29 protein-coding genes and 1 tRNA gene are annotated in these 21,527 nt (G+C 57.2%); 25 read left to right on the top strand and 5 right to left on the bottom strand.

All coding sequences use genetic code 11. From position 1 onward, the window contains the following. Positions 1 to 2: 2 nt before the first annotated feature. Positions 3 to 902, bottom strand: coding sequence for a 4-hydroxybenzoate octaprenyltransferase (gene ubiA, locus HZB34_07700; GenBank protein MBI5315839.1), 900 nt, complete (start codon positions 900 to 902; stop codon positions 3 to 5). A gap of 219 nt (positions 903 to 1,121) precedes the next feature. On the opposite strand from ubiA, the gene HZB34_07705 reads away from it, so the two are divergent. From HZB34_07705 to HZB34_07815, 23 genes are all read left to right on the top strand, one after another. Continuing rightward, positions 1,122 to 2,999 (top strand): hypothetical protein, encoded by a 1,878-nt coding sequence (locus HZB34_07705; protein ID MBI5315840.1) that lies wholly within the window; start codon positions 1,122 to 1,124, stop codon positions 2,997 to 2,999. A 1,228-nt stretch (positions 3,000 to 4,227) separates the two neighbouring features. Further along, positions 4,228 to 5,229, top strand: a complete 1,002-nt coding sequence (locus HZB34_07710) for a serine protease (protein ID MBI5315841.1) — start codon at positions 4,228 to 4,230, stop codon at positions 5,227 to 5,229. Between the two features lie 422 nt (positions 5,230 to 5,651). Next, positions 5,652 to 5,843 (top strand): hypothetical protein, encoded by a 192-nt coding sequence (locus tag HZB34_07715; protein ID MBI5315842.1) that lies wholly within the window; start codon positions 5,652 to 5,654, stop codon positions 5,841 to 5,843. Beyond that, positions 5,840 to 6,115: a helix-turn-helix domain-containing protein gene (locus HZB34_07720; GenBank protein ID MBI5315843.1), complete on the top strand. Its 276-nt coding sequence runs from the start codon at positions 5,840 to 5,842 to the stop codon at positions 6,113 to 6,115. The genes HZB34_07715 and HZB34_07720 overlap by 4 nt, the downstream gene beginning before the upstream one ends. Continuing rightward, positions 6,112 to 6,315, top strand: a complete 204-nt coding sequence (locus tag HZB34_07725) for a hypothetical protein (GenBank protein ID MBI5315844.1) — start codon at positions 6,112 to 6,114, stop codon at positions 6,313 to 6,315. Before HZB34_07720 ends, HZB34_07725 begins: the two co-directional genes overlap by 4 nt. Beyond that, entirely contained in the window at positions 6,312 to 6,560 is a 249-nt protein-coding gene (locus HZB34_07730) for a hypothetical protein (protein ID MBI5315845.1), read from the top strand. The genes HZB34_07725 and HZB34_07730 overlap by 4 nt, the downstream gene beginning before the upstream one ends. A 2-nt stretch (positions 6,561 to 6,562) precedes the next feature. Beyond that, complete coding sequence (locus tag HZB34_07735) at positions 6,563 to 7,564, top strand: hypothetical protein (protein ID MBI5315846.1); 1,002 nt, start codon at positions 6,563 to 6,565, stop codon at positions 7,562 to 7,564. A 540-nt stretch (positions 7,565 to 8,104) separates the two neighbouring features. Beyond that, positions 8,105 to 8,554, top strand: a complete 450-nt coding sequence (locus HZB34_07740) for a hypothetical protein (GenBank protein ID MBI5315847.1) — start codon at positions 8,105 to 8,107, stop codon at positions 8,552 to 8,554. Next, positions 8,551 to 9,291, top strand: a complete 741-nt coding sequence (locus HZB34_07745) for a hypothetical protein (protein MBI5315848.1) — start codon at positions 8,551 to 8,553, stop codon at positions 9,289 to 9,291. Before HZB34_07740 ends, HZB34_07745 begins: the two co-directional genes overlap by 4 nt. A gap of 15 nt (positions 9,292 to 9,306) precedes the next feature. Continuing rightward, the gene (locus tag HZB34_07750; GenBank protein ID MBI5315849.1) at positions 9,307 to 9,564 is read left to right on the top strand and encodes a hypothetical protein; all 258 of its coding nucleotides are present in this window, start codon (positions 9,307 to 9,309) and stop codon (positions 9,562 to 9,564) included. Continuing rightward, positions 9,561 to 11,015: a hypothetical protein gene (locus HZB34_07755; protein ID MBI5315850.1), complete on the top strand. Its 1,455-nt coding sequence runs from the start codon at positions 9,561 to 9,563 to the stop codon at positions 11,013 to 11,015. The genes HZB34_07750 and HZB34_07755 overlap by 4 nt, the downstream gene beginning before the upstream one ends. Positions 11,016 to 11,520: 505 nt before the next feature. After that, on the top strand, positions 11,521 to 12,147 hold the full coding sequence (locus HZB34_07760; protein MBI5315851.1) for a hypothetical protein: 627 nt from the start codon (positions 11,521 to 11,523) through the stop codon (positions 12,145 to 12,147). Positions 12,148 to 12,280: 133 nt separating this feature from the next. Beyond that, complete coding sequence (locus HZB34_07765; GenBank protein MBI5315852.1) at positions 12,281 to 12,601, top strand: hypothetical protein; 321 nt, start codon at positions 12,281 to 12,283, stop codon at positions 12,599 to 12,601. 97 nt (positions 12,602 to 12,698) lie between these two features. After that, positions 12,699 to 13,070 (top strand): hypothetical protein, encoded by a 372-nt coding sequence (locus tag HZB34_07770; protein ID MBI5315853.1) that lies wholly within the window; start codon positions 12,699 to 12,701, stop codon positions 13,068 to 13,070. Between the two features lie 116 nt (positions 13,071 to 13,186). Further along, on the top strand, positions 13,187 to 13,828 hold the full coding sequence (locus tag HZB34_07775; GenBank protein MBI5315854.1) for a hypothetical protein: 642 nt from the start codon (positions 13,187 to 13,189) through the stop codon (positions 13,826 to 13,828). A gap of 122 nt (positions 13,829 to 13,950) precedes the next feature. After that, positions 13,951 to 14,106 (top strand): hypothetical protein, encoded by a 156-nt coding sequence (locus tag HZB34_07780; protein ID MBI5315855.1) that lies wholly within the window; start codon positions 13,951 to 13,953, stop codon positions 14,104 to 14,106. Next, on the top strand, positions 14,103 to 14,603 hold the full coding sequence (locus HZB34_07785; protein ID MBI5315856.1) for an HNH endonuclease: 501 nt from the start codon (positions 14,103 to 14,105) through the stop codon (positions 14,601 to 14,603). The genes HZB34_07780 and HZB34_07785 overlap by 4 nt, the downstream gene beginning before the upstream one ends. A 25-nt stretch (positions 14,604 to 14,628) precedes the next feature. After that, positions 14,629 to 14,853, top strand: a complete 225-nt coding sequence (locus HZB34_07790; GenBank protein MBI5315857.1) for a hypothetical protein — start codon at positions 14,629 to 14,631, stop codon at positions 14,851 to 14,853. Between the two features lies 1 nt (position 14,854). Then, entirely contained in the window at positions 14,855 to 15,160 is a 306-nt protein-coding gene (locus tag HZB34_07795; GenBank protein MBI5315858.1) for a hypothetical protein, read from the top strand. After that, positions 15,160 to 15,603 carry a DNA repair protein RadC gene (radC, locus tag HZB34_07800; protein MBI5315859.1) on the top strand — a complete coding sequence of 148 codons (444 nt, stop codon included), beginning with the start codon at positions 15,160 to 15,162 and terminating at the stop codon, positions 15,601 to 15,603. Before HZB34_07795 ends, radC begins: the two co-directional genes overlap by 1 nt. A gap of 13 nt (positions 15,604 to 15,616) precedes the next feature. Continuing rightward, a complete protein-coding gene (locus tag HZB34_07805; protein ID MBI5315860.1) occupies positions 15,617 to 15,802 on the top strand; it encodes a hypothetical protein in 186 nt (61 codons plus the stop codon). Further along, a complete protein-coding gene (locus tag HZB34_07810; protein MBI5315861.1) occupies positions 15,789 to 16,937 on the top strand; it encodes a site-specific integrase in 1,149 nt (382 codons plus the stop codon). The genes HZB34_07805 and HZB34_07810 overlap by 14 nt, the downstream gene beginning before the upstream one ends. A 20-nt stretch (positions 16,938 to 16,957) precedes the next feature. Beyond that, a tRNA-Thr gene (locus HZB34_07815) sits at positions 16,958 to 17,033 on the top strand. A 5-nt stretch (positions 17,034 to 17,038) separates the two neighbouring features. Here the strand turns inward: HZB34_07815 and HZB34_07820 are convergent. Further along, positions 17,039 to 18,109 (bottom strand): tyrosine-type recombinase/integrase, encoded by a 1,071-nt coding sequence (locus tag HZB34_07820; protein ID MBI5315862.1) that lies wholly within the window; start codon positions 18,107 to 18,109, stop codon positions 17,039 to 17,041. Positions 18,110 to 18,113: 4 nt separating this feature from the next. Continuing rightward, positions 18,114 to 18,413, bottom strand: coding sequence for a helix-turn-helix domain-containing protein (locus tag HZB34_07825; protein ID MBI5315863.1), 300 nt, complete (start codon positions 18,411 to 18,413; stop codon positions 18,114 to 18,116). Between the two features lie 258 nt (positions 18,414 to 18,671). Between HZB34_07825 and HZB34_07830 the strand changes: the two genes are divergently transcribed. Beyond that, on the top strand, positions 18,672 to 19,175 hold the full coding sequence (locus HZB34_07830; protein MBI5315864.1) for a JAB domain-containing protein: 504 nt from the start codon (positions 18,672 to 18,674) through the stop codon (positions 19,173 to 19,175). Positions 19,176 to 19,296: 121 nt separating this feature from the next. Here HZB34_07830 and HZB34_07835 read toward each other — a convergent pair whose 3' ends face one another. Continuing rightward, a complete protein-coding gene (locus HZB34_07835) occupies positions 19,297 to 19,749 on the bottom strand; it encodes a hypothetical protein (GenBank protein MBI5315865.1) in 453 nt (150 codons plus the stop codon). Positions 19,750 to 19,755: 6 nt separating this feature from the next. After that, on the bottom strand, positions 19,756 to 20,028 hold the full coding sequence (locus tag HZB34_07840; GenBank protein ID MBI5315866.1) for a hypothetical protein: 273 nt from the start codon (positions 20,026 to 20,028) through the stop codon (positions 19,756 to 19,758). 398 nt (positions 20,029 to 20,426) lie between these two features. Here HZB34_07840 and HZB34_07845 point away from each other — a divergent pair, with 398 nt between their 5' ends. Further along, a complete protein-coding gene (locus HZB34_07845) occupies positions 20,427 to 21,446 on the top strand; it encodes a cation transporter (protein MBI5315867.1) in 1,020 nt (339 codons plus the stop codon). Positions 21,447 to 21,527: the final 81 nt, after the last annotated feature.

Raw genomic sequence — 21,527 nt, forward strand, 5'->3', positions numbered from 1 at the left:
TCTCAGAGTAGGAATCCCGCGACCATTCCGAAGAAGACGGCGGCCCCTACCCACACATGTTGCTGAAACATGTGGAAAGCGGTGGGAGTCGACACAGCCTGCCTGAGCTGCAGGGCTTGTCTCAGACACCACCAGCCGATGGCCACGAGTACTCCATAATAGATCCAGCCGATGTCGGCAAGCCAGCCCGCGAGTCCCAGCAGGAACAGCATTGCACAAAAGACTGTCCCGACGGCGATCCACGTCGATGAACCGAACAACAGCGTCGAAGACTTCACCCCGATCCGGCGATCATCCTCCCGATCTTGCAATGCGTAAATCGTGTCATATCCGATCGCCCAGCAGATTGTGGCAGCGAACAGGCACCAGGCTGGCGCTTCGATAGCCCCCCGCGAGGCGGTCCAGGCCATGATGGTGCCCCAGCCGAAGGCGATCCCCAAAATGGCTTGCGGCATGTGGATGACGCGTTTCGCGAACGGGTAAAGGGCAGCCAAGAGGATGGCGATTGGACTCAAGAAGATCGTGAAGGGGTCAAGGGATAATACGAGTATTGCGGCCAGCAGAAGAAAGAACCCCACGACCATCAGGGCATGTGTGACGCTGAGTTCACCCGAGGCAAGTGGACGGACCCTTGTGCGGGTCACATGCCGATCGAAGGAACGATCCGCTAAATCGTTCAAGACGACTCCCGCACTGCGCATCACAAATGATCCAATGACAAAGACGATAAGCAAATGAAGCGGAGGCGTCCCGCGAGCGGCGAGGACCAGGGACCAGAGTGTCGGGAGCATGAGCAGCCATGTTCCAGTCTGGTTTTGGAGGCGAATGAGTCGGCTGACAGCCGACCAGGACAATTGAGGCGGTACTGGTGATCCCGGTTCCGGCGAGGAAGATCTCGTCATGGGGGTCAACTTAGCCGAGGGGTGTGGGGCTGTCAACGATACAGAAAGCGTGGCGCGTGAAACGCGCGAATCGGATGTTTCTCTTGTTTGTTTGGTTTGTTTGGTTTGTTTGGATGAAACTAGTCCAACCAGATGAACCAAATAAACCAAATAGACCAAACAAACCTGGCCCGTTGTGCTCCCCGGATGTTTTTCTGTATAAGAATGCTTGTGCAGGTCATGGATTCAGCGCGTCCGTCCCTCTTGCTTCGTGCGGCCTCAGGGGTTGTCGCGGGGCTGTCTATTCTGACGTTGACGAGTTGCTCGTTCTTCTCGAGAGGAGGGGGCGCGGTCGTCGGATACGATCTTCCCCTGACGGTCCAACTTCGATCTGACCCAAGCATCGCCGCGGCTCAGCTCGCCTATCAAGACGCCTGCGGCCAAAGGCAATCCTTGCCGGTCGGGGCTCTATTACAAGACCTCCTTGAGCGAAAGACAGGCCGTGTCTTTGAAAGGGTCCTTCCGGATGGGACAGGATCCCCCTCGGTTCCTGATGGCTATGTCGATGCATCGTTGGGGCCTGCCTCCGTCGACCTTGCGATCACCCGTAAGGCCAACAAGAGCTACCCTGCCATGGTCACTGTGGGGCTGGACTTTGCCTATAGGGCTGCCGATGGGGTAGTCCTCTACAGCAAGAAAATTCAGAGCATCGGCCGTGGAGATGTCGAGGTCACCGATGCGTCGTGCGAGGTGAAGGGACTCGATGCGATTGCCAAAGAGGCAATAGGCTATGTGACAGATGGCATGGCCGCGTATCTTGGCACCTCTACCAAGATCGGCGAGGCTGCTCAAGCACGCAAGGCTGGCGGGTCCAAGCCGGCAGGGCAGGTTGCGCTTCAGTCATCGGCAGTCGCTCCTGCGCCTGTTTCAGCGGATGGACCTGCCACGGTGGTGTTCCGTGCGATCGTCCGCCCTGAGAATCACAATCAGATGTTGAGCACCGGTGAAGCGGTCGCGATCGAAATCGAAATCAAGAATGAGGGACCGGGACCTGCAAGGGCTGTCGAGTTGTCGGTAGCTGCTTCGCCTGCCTTGATTGAACGGATTCCCAGCAGGGTATCGGTCGGCGATCTCCAGTCCGGTGAGGTGAAACACATGGTATTGGAGGGCAAGGTTGGCAGGGTCAATAACGCCGTGCAGGCGGAGTTGACATTGACATTGCATGCCGGGTCCCAGTCGGCCCAGCTGCCCTCACCCAAGAAGTTTCTAGTGGCGATGGTGCCTGAATCTGGAACAAGGGTCCAAGCGGCGCCGGTTGATGTCGATCAGCTGCCGAAACGGCCCAGCCTCCTCAGACAGCCGAAGGCCGTCGGTATCGTGATCGGCGTGGGGCGGTTTCGGGAGAACGACGTCGTTCCGGTCAAGTATGCCGCGAGAGATGCGGAGGTCATCGCCGCCTACCTCAAGGCGATCGGTGGGATCCCATCCGAGCGTGTGCGCACCCTCGTCGACGCCCATGCCCTCAAGGCCGACCTGACCGAAGCGCTGGAAGAGTGGCTGCCCAAGCTGGTAGATGCCGCCACGGTGGTCTATGTTTCGATTACGGGTCGAGGAGTCGTTGAGCCGGCCACCGGGGCAGTGTCGATCAGATTATTCGACAGTACCACCATGTCTGATGCAAGACTCTATTCGCTTCGTCGACTGCATGATTCCTTGGCATCATTGCCGATTCAGCGGGCCGTCGTGATACTCGATCTCTCGCTGGAATGGGCGCCTGGCAAGGAGGCAACAGAAGGAACTGTTCCCTTGTGGGGGCAGAAAGCCAGCGGGAAAGAGAAGATCATGTGGATGATCGGCAACCGGGCAGTCCGGGAGGCCCCTAGTTATGACCAAGGCCGGCATGGATTGTTTGCCTATCAATTGCTGAAAGGTTTGGGCGGCGCGGCAGATCTCGATAAGAACGGTACCATCCTTGCCGGAGAACTGTGCACCTATACCAAGTGGCAGGTGCTCAAGATGGCTCAGGAGCAGTATGGCAATGGGCAGGAGCCCCTCTGTCTCCCAGGGCCGGGCCAGGGAGCCTCGGTCAGGCTGCAGCCTGTTGCCTTATTCAAGTAGCGCAGGTAGGCTGGCAGGCTGTTGATAAAGTCCGCCAGCGGCGTTCTCGCTTCGCTCAGAGGCTCAACGTACCGCAGAGGGTACGCTTCGTCTCTTCGCTTGCTGCGGCCTTGCTGGACGGCCTTTCTGAACAGCCTGCGATTACTTCCGAACAAGTTTGTGAGTATCCGGGCCGTGCGTTTCTGTTATGCTCAAGTAGTTTGTCGACACCCTGCTAGTCAGGCAGGCGTGCTGCCTGGCAGCAAGAGCCTTGTTGCTCCGCTCTCGTCCACGGTTGAACGAAAAATTCCTTGAGGCGGAGAAAAAACCCGTGTAAGTTGTGAGATCTTACGCAAGGGCCGGCGTAGCTCAGTTGGTAGAGCAGCGGTTTCGTAAACCCCACTCAGCCACATCCAGAAACCCCAATAAAACGCGGCAAACACCGATGAACAGTGGCGATTCGGTGACAGGGGTGATGCACCAGGATGCCCCTACATTTCCCTGGTTTGGACAATCATTTCCCTGCATTTTGCCATACACTTTTCGGCTGAAGCATGCCGACGCGGATCCCATCATGCAGCGCGTCGGCTGTCTAGGTGAAGGCAGAGTAGCAGTGGCTGATAGACCATCCGAACAGGAAGGCGGCAGAGTACACCGAGGATACCGCGCCCTAGGAGCTAGAGGCATCTTGGGATGGGCTCCTGGAGACATCTCAGGGAGATCTTTGCCTTAAACTAGGGGCACTCATAGGCCGCAAACACTGCGGAGTATAATACTATGAATTGGAAACGCTTGTTCTGTTCCCATCGGCGACATGGCTCTATGAAGGATTCCTTAACAAGCCCGAGGTGGGCAATCTTTGCCACCTACGGCAGTATTTGTACGCAGTTCACTCCTCTAGGCAACGCCTGCATATCCCAGAGACTGTATAAGTTGCTGAAATACTTGGAGGAAAAAATTAACCATGACTTAATCCTTTATGGCATTCGGGTTGCTGTATAAGGAGAGACCCTATTCCGCATAGAAAGGTGGGGGGGGTTGATTATCATTACAAGAGGTAGCTAATATGCATTCCCCAATGGAAGAACAAAACCTACTCAACGCACAGCTCGACGCATTCAAGCAACAGAACCCACGAATTGTGGAGGCCATGCGTGTGCTTCACGTTGACATGGATCGTTACTTGCGCGCACTCGCTCAATTGAACCCTCCTACCAGCATATCCACAAATACCGCCTCGGGAGGTTAGGTGCAGTCTACCTGGTCCCGAATACTTAGCGAAATAACAACCCAGTCAAAATTAAATCCCGCCGCGATTGATACCGTTCGTCGTGAAAAAATTACCGCAATTGAGTTGATTACAGCGCGTCCGCTGATCGTTTACGCGACTGCTTGGACCACTCCTGGGAGGAACGTTCCTCAAGACCTGCTTCAGATCGACTTCTCCGACAAGACCGGTTTTCGAGATGTGACAGAACAACTGACAGGAGAGAATCTCGATATCCTTATTCATAGCCCCGGTGGTCTTGCAGAGGCGACACAGGGTATTGTCGATGGCCTGCGGGAAAGATTTTCAAGTATCCGTTTCATCGTCCCTCACGCGGCAAAGAGTGCGGCTACCATGCTGGCCCTTTCCGGGAATGTCATCCTTATGGATGAAGTCTCCGAATTAGGACCAATAGACCCACAAATGCCAATCTTCCAGGGCGGAGGAGTGAAGTATTCGCCCGCTGATGCCATCTTGGGCCAGTTCGAGGACGCATCGAAAGACATTCAGGAACATCCTGAAAAACTGAGTATCTGGGTTCCCCTTCTCGCGCAAATGGGGCCGTCACTTCTCGTGGAGTGTGCAAATGCTAAGCTGTTATCCCGCACTCTAGTAAAAGAATGGTTAACAAAATACATGTTCAAGGGAGAGGTAGACGCGGCAGACAATGCTGAGCGCATTTCCTCCTATCTTGCAGATCATAAGAACTTCCTCTCTCATTCGAAACGGGTCAGCATGACAGAGTTGGTCAATCTCCATTGCAAAGTGGAAGATCTTCGAAACGCGCCCAATCTTCGCAACGCGGTTTGGGAACTCTATTGTGCGATAGACATTACAATGGCGAACTCAACTGCCTGCAAGATCATTGAAAATTCGTCTGGTCATGCCGTTATTAGAGCTCAACAGGTACAACAAATGTTTATGCCAAATCCGTTCGGTATCCAAGCTAGTTTACCGGCTGGACTACCAACCTTTCCTATTTAGTCCATCTGCAAAGCCGACAAGCCCAGCTTCAGAGTCTGGGCCTTCTCCCAGGGTCTCGAACGAAGCGCTTCAGCCTCGTAAAGCCTTCACGACCTCGGGATAGCTCAGCCGCTCCAACCCGAACCATGGTCCCTTCCCGCACACAACCCGCAGGCATGATCATTGTGAGCACCGGTGCAATGAATGAGGAGATTTATTTTCGATTGACGAGCGATTGACGTTGCCTTCAGAGACTCACCTGAGTTAAATATCAAATACGTTGACTCGTTAATCCTCGGCGATCCCGTGATGGCGATCCCCGAGGAACGGTCAACCGGTTCCCAGTGCCCCGTTTCCAACCCAATTAATGGAAGGCCATGAGCGGGATCTTCCCCTAGCAGGGAAGATTCTGGAGTGGGCTTTTAATTGTTGGAGGGTTTGAAATGGCGGCCATTCCATATAAGGACCGGATCAAGCAGTTCTCGCTTCCCCTCGATCGCGATCACAAAACAATCCTCGATCGCTTGCACCAGAAGTCCGGTTTGTCGCGCGCGAAAGTCATCAGACGACTGTTGCTGCGCGAAGACCAAGCCTTGCCCCATGAAAAAACCCTGGCGACGAGGGAGGGCCGATGAAACGTCTGCCCGCCCAGGCCTCTGGCTCGCCTGCCCACCAGCGAAGCGGCCAGATCCTCTATGTGAGCGCCGCCGCCGTCTTGCTCGCTTGTAGCGAAAAAGCGATTCGCGCGAAGGTGGCGAGACAGTTGCTCCCCCATCGACGACTCGGTGGGCGCGTCATCTTTCTGCGGAATGAGCTTGAAACATTCCTCAGTGAGTTGCCTGGCACCTCGGTGGCCGAGGCGCAAGCGAATCTGGCGCTGCGATCTGGCGAGGAGGGGCCCCGATGACCATGACGGGTCCTAGCCCATCATTGGCGACGCTCGATGATCCAGCGCTCTTGCAATTATTACTGCGCCAGGATCTGCCGCCATTCTTAACGACCATGTATGCCAGCGAAGCGGATCGACGGATGGCTGCGCACGATCAGCCCGCGGTTCCGGGCATGATGACATTGAACCTTCCGTTCGGCCAAGGAGACGGTCAATGAACAAGCAACGATACCGGAGGCCACCGAATTGTCCCTCATGGGTCCAGACTTCGCCAACGAAGGGTCCTGGGGTCATGATTCACGCGAAGAAGGCGCTCGCTTGGGGAGAGGGTCGCTCGTTAGAGGAAACCGCGCTCGCGATGCGGCAGATCTACCATGCCTTACTGGCTGGCGATTTTGAGGCAGTTGCGCAGTATCCATTCGTCGTCACCAGCATCACCGAAACCGACAACTCAGGGGGTTGACGATGTCACGGTATCGAAAAATTGATGTACGCATGTATGGGGATGAAGCATTCCGTGCCCTCTCCCCACCAGCGCCGTGCGGGCAATCGGTATTCGTGTATCTGCTCACTGGCCCTCATACGACGAACATTCCGGGCCTTTTCTCCGCTGGTGAAGCCGGTCTCGCTGAAGCGCTCGGCTGGCCGTTGAAAGGCTTTCGCGAAGCCTTTGCCGAAGCCTGCCGAAAGCCTCTCGTAAAGGCTGATTGGCACGCGCGTCTGTGCTGGGTGCCGAACGCCATTAAATTCAACAAGCCTGAATCACCGAACGTCGTCCTCAGTTGGCGCGTCACCTGGGATGAGCTGCCGGAATGCGATCTTAAATACGAAGCGTATCAACAGCTTAAAGCCTTCCTGGAAGGCATGGGCAAAGCCTTCGCCGAAGCCTTCGAGGAAGCCTGCCGAAAGCCTTTACGAAAGCCTTCGCTAAAGGCTATGGCGAATCAAGAGCAGGATCAGGATCAGGAGCAGGAGCAGGAACAGGAACAAGATATTTCCCGCGAAGTTTCGAATTCGCGGGCGGTTGCGGTTGAAGGGGTCAGTGCTGAGACTTGGAAGGCCTATGCATCAGCCTACCGAGATCGCTATGGAGCCGATCCCGTCCGGAATCGGCAGGTCAATAGTCAGCTGAAGAAATTGGTTGAGCTACTCGGCGAGGATGAAGCGCCACCGGTCGCGGCGTTCTACTTGAGCTGCCATGACCAGCGGTATGTCATGGGACGGCATCCCGCGAATCTCTTACTGCTGAATGCCACAGGACTCAGAACGCAGTGGTTCACCGGCATCAAGGCTACTCGGGGCGAAGCGCAGAGTGCAGAAAAGAAACAGGGTATGGACGAATTGTTCAAGCGGATTCGGGCTGAGCGGTCGCCAGACCCGATCGATGTCACGCCACCGCCACCCACAGCGATTGAGCAAGCCGACAACGAACCCCTTTGTGAACCGGGGGGAAGGATGGCGCTGTGAGCAAGGAATGAGGGTCCGGGGACGAAGGGACGAAGGTACCATGTTTTAGCCTAACTCTCTCTAGATGCTCTCATGAGAGAGTTTGAGAAATTATCGTACCTCAGTCCCTTTCGTACCCGAAAAGGGAGGGAAAGGATGGGGGGCACAAAAGTCTCGATCTGGCTTTGAGGCGGTTTTGGCCGCTTTCAAAGGGCAATTTGAGAGAGCACCAGATAGCCAAACCGGTGCTCTGGCGAAGGATATCACACGGTTACGAGCGGTTTTCGCGGGGTGTATGGCATTCAAACGGGAAATGACAGCCGAATCTCATTGGGAAGTTCTCGTACCGATAACAACCAAATTCCTACACGGTCTTATCAGGAGCGGCACAGGGAATCGAGATCTTGGTCAGGGAATGAGTCGCGACGGCAGGGCAAATCCCCTCCAAGAAGCGATCTGGCTGGCGCGGTATGCGATCGAAAGCCTCAAGATGATGTCGGCAGCGATTTGCGACCTAAGTAGCAATACCGAGGCAATCTGGACGAATCAGGAGAGAGCAGTATGAGCGCCAAAGTCGGCCAACGCAGCCTGAAGCCCACCGAGATGTCCCGGCGCTATACGGCGCAGTTTCTGGAGGATATGGATGGCCGAAGCCTGATTGCCCGAGCCTTGCGGGGTCAATTGCGAGAACTCACGAACGATCTCGGCGGCATCGCGCAGCTCTCCTATCAAGAGCGGTCTTTGGCCAAGCGAGTCGTCCATCTCCAGCGGTTGATCGAGCAAAAGGAGCGGGCGCTCATGCAGGGCGATCCGGTGGATCAAACTTCCTATTTCAGCGCCGTCACTCTGCTGAGCAGCCTGCTTTCCAAACTCGGCCTGAAGCGGCGAGCGAAGCAGCTGCCTTCATTGACTGAATATCTCAACGGCAAGGCATCGAGCCCTCACGCCGAGCCGACACCGACCATCATTGACAACCATTCATTAACCTCACACCAAGGAGATCCATCATGAAACAGGCACTAGCAGCGACCAAAACGCTCGTCAATACGCTTCGACATCACAAGGAGCAGCCCCTTCGAAGCCTGAGCGGCGATGCGCTTGAACGCTGGCTGGCCATCGTGGCCAACCTGCTCGAAAAGCTCACGGCGATGGCCAAGGAAATAGACAGTATCGATGCCGATCCGAAGCTCACCGACCGAGGCAAGCAGGACAAGCTGCTGGCTCTTGGCCCGAAAGCGGTCGGCAATGTCCAGAACCTCGGCAACGCCAGAACTCAAGCGGCTGAGGTCGTCGTTCGGCTGGAGCAGCTGATTTTCTCCTTGCTCACGAGCAAGCCTGCGGGCGATGTAGTGGTGACCTTCCTTCGAGAAGATGCAATCCGGCGAGGGACGCCCAAGGAACAGGCAGCGATGGTCTGGCTTGAGGCGATCAATCGCGGCGATCTGGAGACCGCGCGGGCCTTGCTGGATTGGCCAGGCTCGCCAGTGATCCCCGATGACATCCTACGACGGGGAAAAGAGAGTTACGCGCTGCGAGTCAATCCGGTCGCTTGGGAACAGCTCCAATATGTGAACACGCTGAAGGACAACCTCTCCTCCATCGCTCAACAGTTCGCCAGCTGGTTGCTCCTGCTCGGAGCCTCGCCAGAATCGGTGACACAAGCGACCGGTGTGGCTGTGCCGCCGTCCGCGAAGGTCATGCAGATGGACGAGTATCTCAAAAAGGTCAGCACCGCCACGGCGAAATAGGAGGCAGCCATGGGAATGAGTGAGGAACAAAAGGCCGCGTACCTGAAGGAGTGCCAGGCAGAGAATGAAGCGATGCTCGATCGCATCTTCCTGAAAGTTTTCGGGCGGACCTGGCGTCTAGATGAAGCGGATCTGGAACGGGCGGCACATCTGGCCACCCTCCCGCATGGCGAACAGAACGGGGATAGCTCGCGGCATCCGCCGGACTCGTTGCAGAAAATCAAGGCGGACTTTCCCGACCTGTTTGGCACGGGCAAGACGGAGAACCCGTGAATATCATCCAAGCGATCGAAGACCAGGCCTTGTTCCGGCCATTATTTCGCAGCCTGGATACCTGGCGCATGTGGATGGTCGTGCTCAAGGCAATCTTTGCCCTGGAGATGACCGAGGCAGAGCGCGTCCAGTTCACGGCGCTGACGGGTCGACACTCTCCTCCGGCTCAACAGGTCGAGGAATGCTGGTTGGTGATTGGCCGACGAGGCGGAAAAAGCTTCACTGTCGCCTTGATCGCCGTGTTCCTCGCCTGCTTCAAAGACTACACGGCCTGCTTGGGTCCGGGCGAACGCGGGGTCCTCATGATCATCGCCACCGATCGGAAGCAAGCCCGGGTCATCATGCGGTACATCCTCGCCCTGATCGAACACGTCCCGATGCTCAAGGCCATGGTGCTCCGCCAGGATGCCGAAAGCCTCGACCTGGACAATAGGATCTCGATTGAAATTACGACCGGGAGCCATCGCACCACCCGAGGCTACACCGTGATTGGGGCGCTGTGTGATGAAATCAGTTTTTGGAGAAGTGAGGACACAGCCAATCCTGCGGAAGAAATCTTAGCCGCTTTGCGTCCGGCCATGAGTACGATTCCAGGCGCGCTCTTGATTGGACTGGGCACGCCCTATAAGCGGAGCGGCCCGCTCTACGACGCTTATAAGCGACACCACGGGCACGAGGATTCGCCGGTCCTGGTCATTCAGGCCCCGACCCGGATCATGAATCCGTCGGTCCCGCAGAGCGTCATTGATCGAGCCTTTGAGCAGGATCCGATCAATGCGAGTGCGGAATATCTGGCTGAATTTCGATCCGATGTCGGCAGCTTCCTCGATCTGGACCTGATCGAACGCAGCATTGAAGTGGGTCGCCGGGAACGGGCTCCGCAACCAGATCTTCAATATGTCGCCTTTTGTGATCCGTCAGGTGGGGCTCGCGATGCATTCACACTCGCCATCGCCCATCGACAACGCTATCCGGCCCCGCGCAGTCGTCGAGAGGAAGAAGATCAACAACGACAGCCGCCTCGCGTCGTGTTGGATCTCTGCCGGGGTATTAGCCCGCCGTTTTCACCCGAGCAGGTCGTCAAGGAGTTTGCCGACGTGTTGCGGTCCTATCGCTGTCACACGGTGGTTGGCGACAAATACGCGATGGAATGGACGCGGTCGTCGTTCGAGAGAAACGGGATTCAGTACAAGCACAGCGAGCTGACGAAATCAGAATTGTACCTGGAGAGTTTGCCGTTGTTTGCCCAAGGCAGCGTGGATTTGCTCGATGTGAAACAGTTGAGCACGCAACTCCTGGGGCTGGAACGGCGCACCGGCCGCTCTGGCAAAGACTCGGTGGATCATGCGCCAGGCGCACACGATGATTTTGCGAATACCTGCTGCGGTGCCCTGAGTTTGTGTGTGCAGCACCAGGCGACCATCCGCATCGTACCATTGGTCGGTCTCTAAGACATCATCACAGGGAGGTCTGTTATGCCGAATCATCTGACCCGCCTCACCGTCATTCCGAATCTGCTCGTGGAGCATGGTCGCATTGATCGCTCGATGCAGGACCGCGAGACCATTGCCGATGCCATGCGCGCACACGGCTGGACACCAGATCAGATCCACGCCCGCGTCTGTATCGACGGCAAGCTGATTCCACAGGCGCAATGGGAATACGCGATTCCTGCGCGTGGTTCCTCGATTGTGATCCGTCGCGTCCCGATGGGCGGGGGAGGGGGCGGCGGCAAGAACACCGGTATGATGATCGGGATGATTGCGGTGATGGCGCTCGCGCTCGCGGCCCCCTATGCTGCCCCACTCGTGGCCGGAACCCTGTTCGGCATGGTGACGAGCAGCGTGATTACTGCGACCAGCATTGCCCTGTCTGCCGGTGTCGGCATCGGCGGCATGCTCGCCCTACGGGCCTTGATTCCTCCGCCGTTGCCTCGACTCACCCGGGAGATTCCAGATGAAAAGTCCCTTCCAATATCAGTTTCAGCCCGACGGCTCCATCACCCTCGCGGGATTGCCAGGCGTGCAGCTCGAATTGGTCGAAGAACAAGGCCGAGTGACCGGTCGCAATTGGCAAGATGAACTCAGGCTGCCGACCTATCAAGAAGAATGGGAGGCGATGGCGCAGGTGCGCGGGATGAGTGGGCGTCATGTGCGCTTCCTCTGCATGGATCAGTCTGAGAGTCGTCTCCCTGGTCATCCGCGACTGAACCCCAAGACTGTCGTGCTGCCCGAGCACGGGTGTCCGTTCGAATTGGGCCATACGGGCTTCGTCATTGGAACCGTGTATGCGTTCATCACAGGGTTCGACGACCTCAGGACAGAGATCCCCTCGCTGTTTGGCTTCGCACTGCCCTTCGAACCTGAAGGCGACTTCATTATCGGTCAAGCGGTGTTGTTTGATTCAGATTTGGCCAATGCGTCATGGGAGGGCTTGCAGAAGGAAATCTTGACGCATGTCTGCCCGATGACCTGGCGGGCCGATGCGGAGGGGGCTGAACACCTCGTGCAAGTGACGCTGACTCCTGGCGACTATCCCGGCTGTCCGAATTCGCAGATCTTGGCCATGTGGGAGGCGGCATGAACTGTCTGAATTGTCGCGCAGGCCGACTGACGCTCGAAGATCCCAGGCGGGCGCTATGGACATGTCCCGTCTGCCATCAATGCTTCGGCATGTTCAAGGACGAAAAACCTAACCCGCCTGAGGTGCCGAAAGCATGACCCCGACTGCTCGCAGCCTGCAACATCTCAAGGCCTTGGGCTACGCCGCTCGTGTGGTCGAGAAGTGGAATCCCTTCGCGAAGATTCGGCAAGACTTGTTCGGGGCCGACCTGTTGGCGCTCAAAGCGGGTCAGCCGGTGCTCGCGATTCAATGTACCAGCGGCAGCAATCATGCTGCTCGACGAGTCAAGCTTGAAGCGGAAGGGTTCGTCGCCCTCTGGAAAGCATCCGGCGCGGCCCTCGAAGTCTGGTCCTGGTCGAAACAGGGTCCACGCGGGAAGCGGAAAACATGGACACTTCGACGGGAGGCCGTGTGACCACGAGACAGATTCTCCATCAGTTGTGGAAACGGTGGGGCCATGTTAGGAATGTGATCGTGGGCCAAGGACGGCACCTCAAGCGAGAGGTGCTGACATGACCACCCGCCAGCGCTTGCCCGCTCGTCGCAAATCCAGTACCCAAAAGATCAAGGTCGGCAATCGGCGCACCTTATACCTGAGCACCGATGGGACCCCTCCATCGGAGTTGTTTCTCAGGGTCAGAGGGACCGATACGTCGGCGGAGGTCACGGCCTTGTACGATTGTCTCGCCCGATTGGTCTCGATTGCCCTGCAATACGGCGCACCGTTGGAGATGGTCGGAAGATTGCTCCAAGGTGTCAAGGTCGAACCGGCCGGGATCGTCGTCGGCCATCCCAGTATCCACTTCTGTTCGAGTCTGCCGGATGCGATTGGCCAGCATTTGCTGCATCTGGGCCAGGACCTGCCCTCGACACCCCAAGAATAAGGACGCGATCCAAATGCTCAATCCAAGCCCACAGTTTGCCTTACCGCCCGGATACCGCGCTCCCAGAGAGGGTTTTGTGCCCATCACCACAACCAATAAATAAAAGGAGACGCATCATGGATATGAATACGCAGATCGCCAAACCGAGAACGAGCACGAGGACGACCAGCGCCCGTCGCGATGTGCCGGAAGCCCAGTTGCAGGAGTGGGCGCGCCGCGGGACAGAGAAATGGCGGGAGACCGTCGCCACGATCATCGCCTTCGGGCAGTTCTTGATTGAAGCGAAGGCGGCGGCCGGGCACGGGAATTTCAGTCGGCTATTCAAAGACCACGCCAAGCCGGTCGATCCCCCCATGCCGATCACGCAGCGTACTGCTGAGAAGTTGATGAGCATCGCCGAGAATCCCGTACTTTCAAATCCGGCCAATTGGTCGAATTTGTCGAACGCCTTGAGCACCCTCGACACATTGGACCATCTCCCGCAGGAGGATCTTCAGCGGATGATCGGAGAAGGCAAAATATCACCAGAGTTGACCCAAGACGAGGCCCACATGCTCCTCTACTGTGGAACCGTCAAGGCCCAGGCGGCGCAGGCGGCCCTCGCGAAGGTGAAGGCCTACCAGAAGAAATTGGCGCGTCGTGCGGTCGCCGAATGCCTCTGTCAGTGCGTCCGCTGCGGCAGCGTTCACTCAGACCAGCGGCTGCTATCTCAAACTCAACAAGGGTCCAGCCATGAAAATGACGGCAAAGGCGATTGATTGTATGGGGGCAGGGGGGGTGCCGTTCTACTAGTAAAGCACACGTTGCCAGGCATCCTAGTTCTGCTCTAGAATACTACTAGGTCACATTCTGTAAGGATATCCATTGGAAGGAGCGCCCCATGAAAATGATTACCGTGCCGGTCGAAGACAAGACCAAACGCGAGCTGGATCGGCTTCGCAAGGAAGGATGGTCCATTAACCACTTCACCCGCCTGGCTCTCACCAAAGCCTTACGGGCGCATCGACGGGAGCTGCGGGAAGCGAAGGCCGAATGAAGCACCCTTCCTTGCCGGACCGGTTCTGGTCCAAGGTCGCGAAGGGACCACCCGAGGACTGCTGGCTATGGATGGGGGCTAGGTTGCTCACCGGATACGGGGTCTTCAGTCTGGGCGGATCAGATGGGGCTCATCGCGTCGCCTGGATGCTGACCCACGGACCGATCCCTCCTGGTCGGCATATCTGCCATCACTGCGATAACCCGCCCTGCTGCAATCCCGCTCATCTCTTTTGCGGCACGCACCTGGACAATATGCGCGACAGAGATCGAAAAGGGCGAGGCAATCACTATCACCCGCCTCGCAGCGGCACCGGACCGGGCCATCAACTGTCTCCGAAGGGAGCCACCATGAAGATGTTGACGGTTCCGGTGGAGGATTCGCTAAAGCGCGAGCTGGATAAGCTTCGCCAAGAAGGCTACACGCTCAATGGCTGGGTGCGGGCGACGCTGGCCAAGGCACTGAAAGCGCGTAAGCAGCAGTCCGCGACGAAGTAACCCCACCCAACAAGCGGAGGACATCATGAGCATCAACTATGTGGCGATCAGACTGAGTGGGCAGACGATCACCGGTCAGACAGAGACCTTCTATGACGCCGCCTTGGAGCTGCGCAAGATGCTCCGAGACCCGTTCTATAATCGACCAGACAGCCCGATCAAGACAATCTTCCTGAGCGACGAAACCACTCTGAGCGAATACCTGCCCTCTGAGATCGAGAACCCGGCGAACTGGCAGGAAGGCCGCTGAAATGAAACGAACGCCCGTGAGAGTCCGCTTCTATGAACTGAGTCGCGACGGCACGGCGACGGTCGGGGATCTCTATATCGATGACCAGGGCCGATTGATTGCTGATCCGCCCGATCGCCGAGCCTTGGCGCGCTTGATCACCGAACCATTCCAGTTATGGCACCCACAGAAAGGCGACCTAGGGACCATCTTGCCGAGGGAGCATCCGGAGGAGTTTTTGAAGGCCTGTGTGCGCGAGATTCGTGGCACGTACTTTTGGTGCAAGCAACTCCCCGAGTCCACCGGGACCATCATTCAGAGCCGCTGATGAGTTACCGAATCCCGATGTATAAAATTTCAATGATCCGCGATGGGAGCGTGTGCGCCGAACGAAAGGCGATCATGAGTTCCAGGGATGTGCTCCCGATCTTGCGCGAATACTTCGAGCACCATGACCGAGAGGAAATGTTGTGCCTGCTGCTGGACGCGAAACACAAGCTCACGGGACTCCACACGATCAGCATTGGGTCGTTGTCCTCCGCGATCGTCCATCCCCGCGAAACCTTCAAGTGCGCCATCATCAGCAATTGCGCCGCCATTATTCTCGCGCACAATCACCCCTCCGGCGATCCCACGCCCAGCCAGGAGGATCATGCCTTGACGAAGCGATTGAAGGACGGCGGGGATATCTTGGGTATTCCGGTGCTCGATCACCTCGTGATCGGCGAGAACGGGCGCTATGTGAGCTTCGCCGAAACCGGACAGCTATAACAAGGAGGGCATCATGGTGACGATTTCCATTCAGTGGCAGCGTCTTGATACCCGTCGATTCACAGGCGGGCAGATCAAGCGGTTTCGATATGACTCACCGGTAGCGGCTGCGGCAGCCATTCAGCGCTTCACCTCAGTGAGCTGGTGCCGACTCCTCAGCATGCGGGAAGTGAAAGGAGCGAGATATGAGACGCGGTGACGGACTCATCCTCAAAGGGAAAAGCTGGTATTTGGAAGCTCGCATCGGCGGGAAGCGCTATCAAAAACGGCTGGGCAAGGGCATCACCAGAAAAATCGCTTTGGAATTGGCGCAAGTCGTGCGCGGCCAGATTCTCAAAGGCGAACTCGGGATCGGCGGAAAGAAGAAAAAGGACCTGAGCTTCAGCGAGGCCCGGAAGCGATTCGAGGACTGGATGCACAGCGACAAGAAGCCGAACACCATCCGCAGCTATGCCGCCTGCCTCCGTGCGCTGGAGAAAACCTTCGGCGGCCAGCGGTTGGGCCAGATCAGCACATGGCAGGTCGAAGCCTATCGGCAGAAACGGTCGAAGGGCGCGGCCCTGACGGAGCGACCCGACGATCTGAGCGACATCGAATGGAATCGGCGCTGCCAGCTCGCGCAGCGCGGCGCACCAATTCGAGTCAATCGAGAGTTGGCGGTCCTCAAAATGTTATTCAATCGATGCCGGGATTGGAACTTGTACGAGGGAGAAAATCCGGTCAGCAAGGTCAAGTTCCGCAAGGAGCCTCGGCGGCGGCTCCGGTTTCTGGAAGCCGAGGAAACGGACCGGCTGCTCGCCGCATGTGCTGAGCCTTTGAAGACCTTGGTGTTGGTCGGTATCAACTGCGGACTGAGAATTCACGCCGAGGCCTTGACGCTTCGGTGGGAGAATGTCGATTTGAAGCGCGCGACCCTCAGCGTCGAAAGTGCCTATGCGAAAAATCATCGCAGTCGATCCATTCCATTGAACTCCACGGTCAAGGCCGCGCTCGCCAATCTCCAGAAGACCGCTAAGAGCGACCTCGTCTTCGCCCAAGCCGATGGGCTGCCCTTTCGGTCGATCAAGACCGCCTTCGCGACGGCCTGCCGGAAGGCCAAGATCACTGACTGCACGCCGCACACTTTGCGACATACTTTCTGTTCGCGGCTGGTCATGTCGGGGGCAGATTTGCGAACGGTGCAGGAGTTGGGCGGCTGGCAGACCATTGGGATGGTCGAGCGCTATAGCCATCTCAGCCAGGCCCACAAGGCCGAGGCGGTCGAGCGGATTGGGGTAGAATTTCCCTATGGGATGCCATACCCTACGGACGAGGCGCTTGCAGTTGTGTCGTAACCGTGTGATATTACGGGCAAGCCGGCGTAGCTCAGTTGGTAGAGCAGCGGTTTCGTAAACCGCAGGTCGTCCGTTCAATCCGGATCGCCGGCTCCAGTTTTTCAGCAGCTTAGAGAAGCCTCGCCAGATAAAATCTGGACCTGTGCTAAATTTGTGCTAAACGACCGTCCTGCTTCCAACGCGTCCACCCCTTCTCGAAGACTTTCCGGATAGTGATGGGCATAGCGCTGCGTCATGATTGGCGACCTATGACCGAGGAGCCGCTGCACCTTATACAGGTCTATCCCGGCCTGAACCATTCTCGTCACGAACGTATGGCGAAGATCGTGAAAATGAAGGTCTTGGATCTTCGCACTATCGAGCGCGGTGGTCAGAGCTCGCCGGATGTTGCTTCCGTCGAGGGTCGTCTGGGTTTCGCTGTAGAAGACGATATCAATCGTCCTTGGGCGCGCCGCGTATTTGCCTTTCAGGAGATCAAGCACGGTCGTGTTCACCGGGATCGTCCGTCGCTCGCCGTTTTTTGAACGAAAGACGGTGACCGTTCGACGGAACAGATCGACACCGGCCCAAGTAAGGGTCAGAATCTCCCCCATGCGCATGCCGGTATAGATGGCAAAGACCAGGAGCTCCCGCAACCATGGAGCCGCAACAGGGAGAAGTCGCTGTTCTTCCTCCACGGTCAACCAGCGAACCCGCGTATTGTTTTCCTTCTCCATGGAGACACGGCAGACCGGGTTATCGGTACACCATTCCCACTCTCGACGAGCAAGATTGAACGCTTTCTTCAAGGTCGCGAGCTCCCGGTTAATCGTGGCCGGTTTCACCCCATCGGCATAGCGTTGGTTCTTGTAGGCGACAATCAGCTTCGGCGTGATGTGATCCAGCGTAGGATTCCCGAAGAACGCCTTCAGGTTTTTGATGCTGGTGAGCTCTCGCCGATGATTAGCCCGCCTCGCCGCATGCTCACTTTCGTACCGATCCATCAGTTCCTTCAAAGTCCGATGTTGCGCTTCCGGTTTCTCGAAGAATCGGCCTTCGATAATCTGGACCTTCACCTTACCTAAGATCGCCTCAGCCAGCCGTTTATCAGCAGTCCCCGTCGACCGTCTGACCTGCTGGCCTTGATACGTAAACGACATCCACCACGTATTCCATCTCTTCACGAGTCCCATTCGTTCACTCCTTTCCAGTGGGACTCGGTGTTATGGTTTCCCCGTGGCCGGGAGTATAGACGTCGCGCTTCGCTCTCGCAATCACTCTGTCCAGGTCGGAGTGGTCCACCCTCCGGGTGCCTATCTGGGGAGGTACGGACGTTTGCGTAGAAAAAGAGGACAGCCAGCGATCGATGTCCTGTTGATCAAACCGTACTAGTCCATGAATCTTCCGGCAGGGAATCTTGCCGTGCGCGGCCCAGAGATAGAGCGTGGACGGTTTGATGTTGAGCCGTGCTGAGAGGTCTTTTACCGTTAAGAGCATCGGTTACGATAGGAAGGGGGAGTCTGACGACGCCCCCTCACCTCCCCCCTGACATGGTGTGTCCGCGTGATCGCCGGCGTCGGATTCGGACCGCACTCCCAGTGGGTGCGAGCCGGCACCGCAGAGCAGCGGCCAGGCCTTCCGGGTGCCACTTCAGGCCTGTCCCCCGCGAAGGTGCCATCCCGCCTGCTTCTTCGACGCCCCACCCCTGTGCTGTGAAGGGTGGGGCTAGACATCGTGATAAAGAAAGAGGCGGACATGGCTATTCCCGGTTCCCAGGGCATGCTGCATGGGCCACGGCAGCCGACGCCGAGGCATGAATACGCCGTGCCGCGATACCAGGTCACGCTCGTCCGCGACAACCGGGCCGTCCCGCCTTCGTTGCCGTTGACCACTTCGGTCGCTGCTGCGGTCATCCTCAGACCGCTCTTTGCAGGACTGGACCGCGAACAATTCCTGGTCTGCGGGCTGGATGCCAAGCATGCCATCATCGGCGTCAATCTCGTCTCGATCGGCTCCCTGACCTTGGCCATCGTGCATCCGCGGGAAGTATTCAAACCGCTGATCCTGATGAATGCTGCGGCCTGGATCTGTGCGCACAATCACCCCTCCGGCGATCCCACCCCCAGCCCAGAGGATCGTGTGCTTACCAGCCGACTCCGGCAGGGTGCCGACCTGCTCGGCATCACGCTCTTGGATCATCTCATCCTCGCTGACGAGCGCTGCTACAGCTTCGCCGATCAGGGCTGGCCCGGCGTGTGAGGGCTGAGGCCCGCATGAGCCGGAGGCCCACGATCACGACGGACGCGGTCAACGCGCCACGCCCCGCGACTCGGAATCGTCCCTGCCCCGGACTCTTGCGGGGGGCAGGAAACGTGTCTCGTTATCGAACCAACGCCTTCAGTTGATCTTTGTCCAATTTACTCCCGAATTCCCGTTCTACCCGTTCGGCCATCTCTTGCCACGTTCGCCCCGCGGCTTTCATCGCTCTCAGGACCGCCAATGCCTTTGCCAAGGAGCGATCCTCATGGGCATCGGGCTCCCGGGTCCCGAGGCCTAAGGCTTTTCCCAGTTCCGCCCGCAAGGAGTCTTTCAGGTCCTCTCGCTTCAGGGGAGTCCTGTCGACAGGCCTCGACTCTTTGACTCGGCGAGGACGATCCCAATAGGGGGTCTTGCATTTGGGGCAGCGCAAGGGCTTCGACGGACGACGAGGCCACCAGGTGTTCCCACACCGGAGACAGGTGTGCTGATGCAGGACCGCCTGTTCCCCACGTCCTTGTACGAGTACTCGCTTGATAACAGGGGCGACCCGTAAGTTGTTGGAAAGAGGCATCATCCGTCCCTAGAAATAGCACCCCCGTTTTACCAGCCGGGGGCTTTTTGCGGGGCGCGCCGCCGGCCTTGGCCGGCGATCGCGCCCTGCACTCTCGCTTTTGCCATTGAGACGCAGCACGCGGCTTCGTCCGTTGCGTTCCATCGCCCATCGGACTTTCGCGAGATCGAACCGCGCCATGCGACACATCCATTGAACGGGGATCTCCTCCTTGCGGTAGCCCCGTTGAATCGACTTCACGCCCATACGAAGTTCCGCCGCCAATTCCTTCACCGTGAGCAACTCCTGCTTCTTGCCCAGTCCTTTCTTCCGGTGCAGCTCAGCACGGCGCTGACCATACCGGTGTGAGTGAGTGTAGGGAAGTACCCTGCTTGGGCCTGCTTGGGACAGTTAGGGACGATAGTCAGAAGCAAGCCGAATGGAATGTAACTTCGGGGGTACACAGATAGAAATTATTACTGTTATGTAAGAAGGGCGAGCAGGGATCTGGCTAGCTAACGAGCATGCAAAATGGATAAATTGCGTGAAACAAGCGTGCTCTACGTGTCAATCCCGACAGGATTGAACGTAGGTGACGGGGATGACTGGTTGATTTCCAGAGCCACTCCCTCCCAAGTTGGCGTGCTTTCTCAGAGGGAAAGGGGTATTCTTCCGCGCAATGGTCCATGAGAACATTACCTATGCGATTTCAAATCCTTGGGCATGACCACCACCCCCAGAACGATACCGACACCTACAACCACGATCATACCCATGGCACCCTCGATCCAATCCTACTGACGACAGAGAAAGGGATTTGGGCGGTTAAATGGTCGATGGTCGGATTACTCCTGACTGCCCTCCTGCAAGCGGCGGTTGTCGTGTTCACCTCCAGCGTAGCTCTCCTCGCCGATACGATCCATAACTTTGGCGACGCGGCGACGGCGGTCCCCCTGTGGATTGCATTCTTGATGGCCCAAAGGAAGCCGAACAAGAAATTTAGTTATGGTTATGGACGTATTGAAGATCTCGCTGGAATCGTGATTGTGTTCATCATGTTCGCCAGCGGACTGATGGCCGCCTACGAATCCATAAGCCGACTGTTCCAGCCTCAGGAGATCCACCACCTGAGCGCGGTAGTCATGGCATCTCTGATGGGCTTTACCGGCAATGAACTCGTCGCGAGGTTGCGGATTCGTGTTGGGAAAGAGATTAGCAGTGCGGCACTCGTCGCCGATGGTTTTCACGCTCGCACGGACGCATTGACAAGTCTAGGAGTGCTGCTTGGTGCGGTTGGTGTATGGCTGGGATATCCTCAGGCTGATCCATTCGTCGGGCTTGTCATTACACTCGTGATTTTCAAGATCGTGTGGGAGTCAGGAAAATCTCTGTTTTCGCGCCTGCTCGATGGGGTCGATCCCGAGGTCATCGATGAGGTGACGCATTCAGCGCAACACGTGCCTGATGTCCTAGAAGTCGCGGAAGTGAGAGTCCGATGGGTGGGGCATCGACTGCTGGCCGATGTCAATATCGCCGTGAAATCTGATCTCTCGGTCGAACAAGGCCATGAGATTGCCCATGAAGTGCGGCATCAGCTCTTGCATCATTTGCCGTACCTTGGCAATGCCACGATTCATGTCGATCCTGCCACAGCGTCAGGCGAACAGCATCATCGGATTGGGAATCATGAACATGACGAACTGCCGACCCATTCACACTAACCATGTGCAAACGGGGCAACGCCAGATGACTAACCGTCATATTACGGCATCCCCCCATGTCGCCTGTTTGGGACACTCGAG

This window comes from Nitrospirota bacterium (assembly GCA_016219645.1).
Taxonomy (GTDB): domain Bacteria; phylum Nitrospirota; class Nitrospiria; order Nitrospirales; family Nitrospiraceae; genus Palsa-1315.

Coding starts and splice junctions, on each gene's coding strand:
- ubiA (MBI5315839.1), bottom strand. CDS start 902: ATGACGAGATCTTCCTCGCCGGAACCGGGATCACCAGTACCGCCTCAA.
- HZB34_07705 (MBI5315840.1), top strand. CDS start 1,122: ATGGATTCAGCGCGTCCGTCCCTCTTGCTTCGTGCGGCCTCAGGGGTT.
- HZB34_07715 (MBI5315842.1), top strand. CDS start 5,652: ATGGCGGCCATTCCATATAAGGACCGGATCAAGCAGTTCTCGCTTCCC.
- HZB34_07720 (MBI5315843.1), top strand. CDS start 5,840: ATGAAACGTCTGCCCGCCCAGGCCTCTGGCTCGCCTGCCCACCAGCGA.
- HZB34_07725 (MBI5315844.1), top strand. CDS start 6,112: ATGACCATGACGGGTCCTAGCCCATCATTGGCGACGCTCGATGATCCA.
- HZB34_07730 (MBI5315845.1), top strand. CDS start 6,312: ATGAACAAGCAACGATACCGGAGGCCACCGAATTGTCCCTCATGGGTC.
- HZB34_07735 (MBI5315846.1), top strand. CDS start 6,563: ATGTCACGGTATCGAAAAATTGATGTACGCATGTATGGGGATGAAGCA.
- HZB34_07740 (MBI5315847.1), top strand. CDS start 8,105: ATGAGCGCCAAAGTCGGCCAACGCAGCCTGAAGCCCACCGAGATGTCC.
- HZB34_07745 (MBI5315848.1), top strand. CDS start 8,551: ATGAAACAGGCACTAGCAGCGACCAAAACGCTCGTCAATACGCTTCGA.
- HZB34_07750 (MBI5315849.1), top strand. CDS start 9,307: ATGAGTGAGGAACAAAAGGCCGCGTACCTGAAGGAGTGCCAGGCAGAG.
- HZB34_07760 (MBI5315851.1), top strand. CDS start 11,521: ATGAAAAGTCCCTTCCAATATCAGTTTCAGCCCGACGGCTCCATCACC.
- HZB34_07765 (MBI5315852.1), top strand. CDS start 12,281: ATGACCCCGACTGCTCGCAGCCTGCAACATCTCAAGGCCTTGGGCTAC.
- HZB34_07770 (MBI5315853.1), top strand. CDS start 12,699: ATGACCACCCGCCAGCGCTTGCCCGCTCGTCGCAAATCCAGTACCCAA.
- HZB34_07775 (MBI5315854.1), top strand. CDS start 13,187: ATGGATATGAATACGCAGATCGCCAAACCGAGAACGAGCACGAGGACG.
- HZB34_07780 (MBI5315855.1), top strand. CDS start 13,951: ATGAAAATGATTACCGTGCCGGTCGAAGACAAGACCAAACGCGAGCTG.
- HZB34_07785 (MBI5315856.1), top strand. CDS start 14,103: ATGAAGCACCCTTCCTTGCCGGACCGGTTCTGGTCCAAGGTCGCGAAG.
- HZB34_07790 (MBI5315857.1), top strand. CDS start 14,629: ATGAGCATCAACTATGTGGCGATCAGACTGAGTGGGCAGACGATCACC.
- HZB34_07795 (MBI5315858.1), top strand. CDS start 14,855: ATGAAACGAACGCCCGTGAGAGTCCGCTTCTATGAACTGAGTCGCGAC.
- radC (MBI5315859.1), top strand. CDS start 15,160: ATGAGTTACCGAATCCCGATGTATAAAATTTCAATGATCCGCGATGGG.
- HZB34_07805 (MBI5315860.1), top strand. CDS start 15,617: ATGGTGACGATTTCCATTCAGTGGCAGCGTCTTGATACCCGTCGATTC.
- HZB34_07810 (MBI5315861.1), top strand. CDS start 15,789: ATGAGACGCGGTGACGGACTCATCCTCAAAGGGAAAAGCTGGTATTTG.
- HZB34_07820 (MBI5315862.1), bottom strand. CDS start 18,109: ATGGGACTCGTGAAGAGATGGAATACGTGGTGGATGTCGTTTACGTAT.
- HZB34_07825 (MBI5315863.1), bottom strand. CDS start 18,413: ATGCTCTTAACGGTAAAAGACCTCTCAGCACGGCTCAACATCAAACCG.
- HZB34_07830 (MBI5315864.1), top strand. CDS start 18,672: ATGGCTATTCCCGGTTCCCAGGGCATGCTGCATGGGCCACGGCAGCCG.
- HZB34_07835 (MBI5315865.1), bottom strand. CDS start 19,749: ATGATGCCTCTTTCCAACAACTTACGGGTCGCCCCTGTTATCAAGCGA.
- HZB34_07845 (MBI5315867.1), top strand. CDS start 20,427: ATGCGATTTCAAATCCTTGGGCATGACCACCACCCCCAGAACGATACC.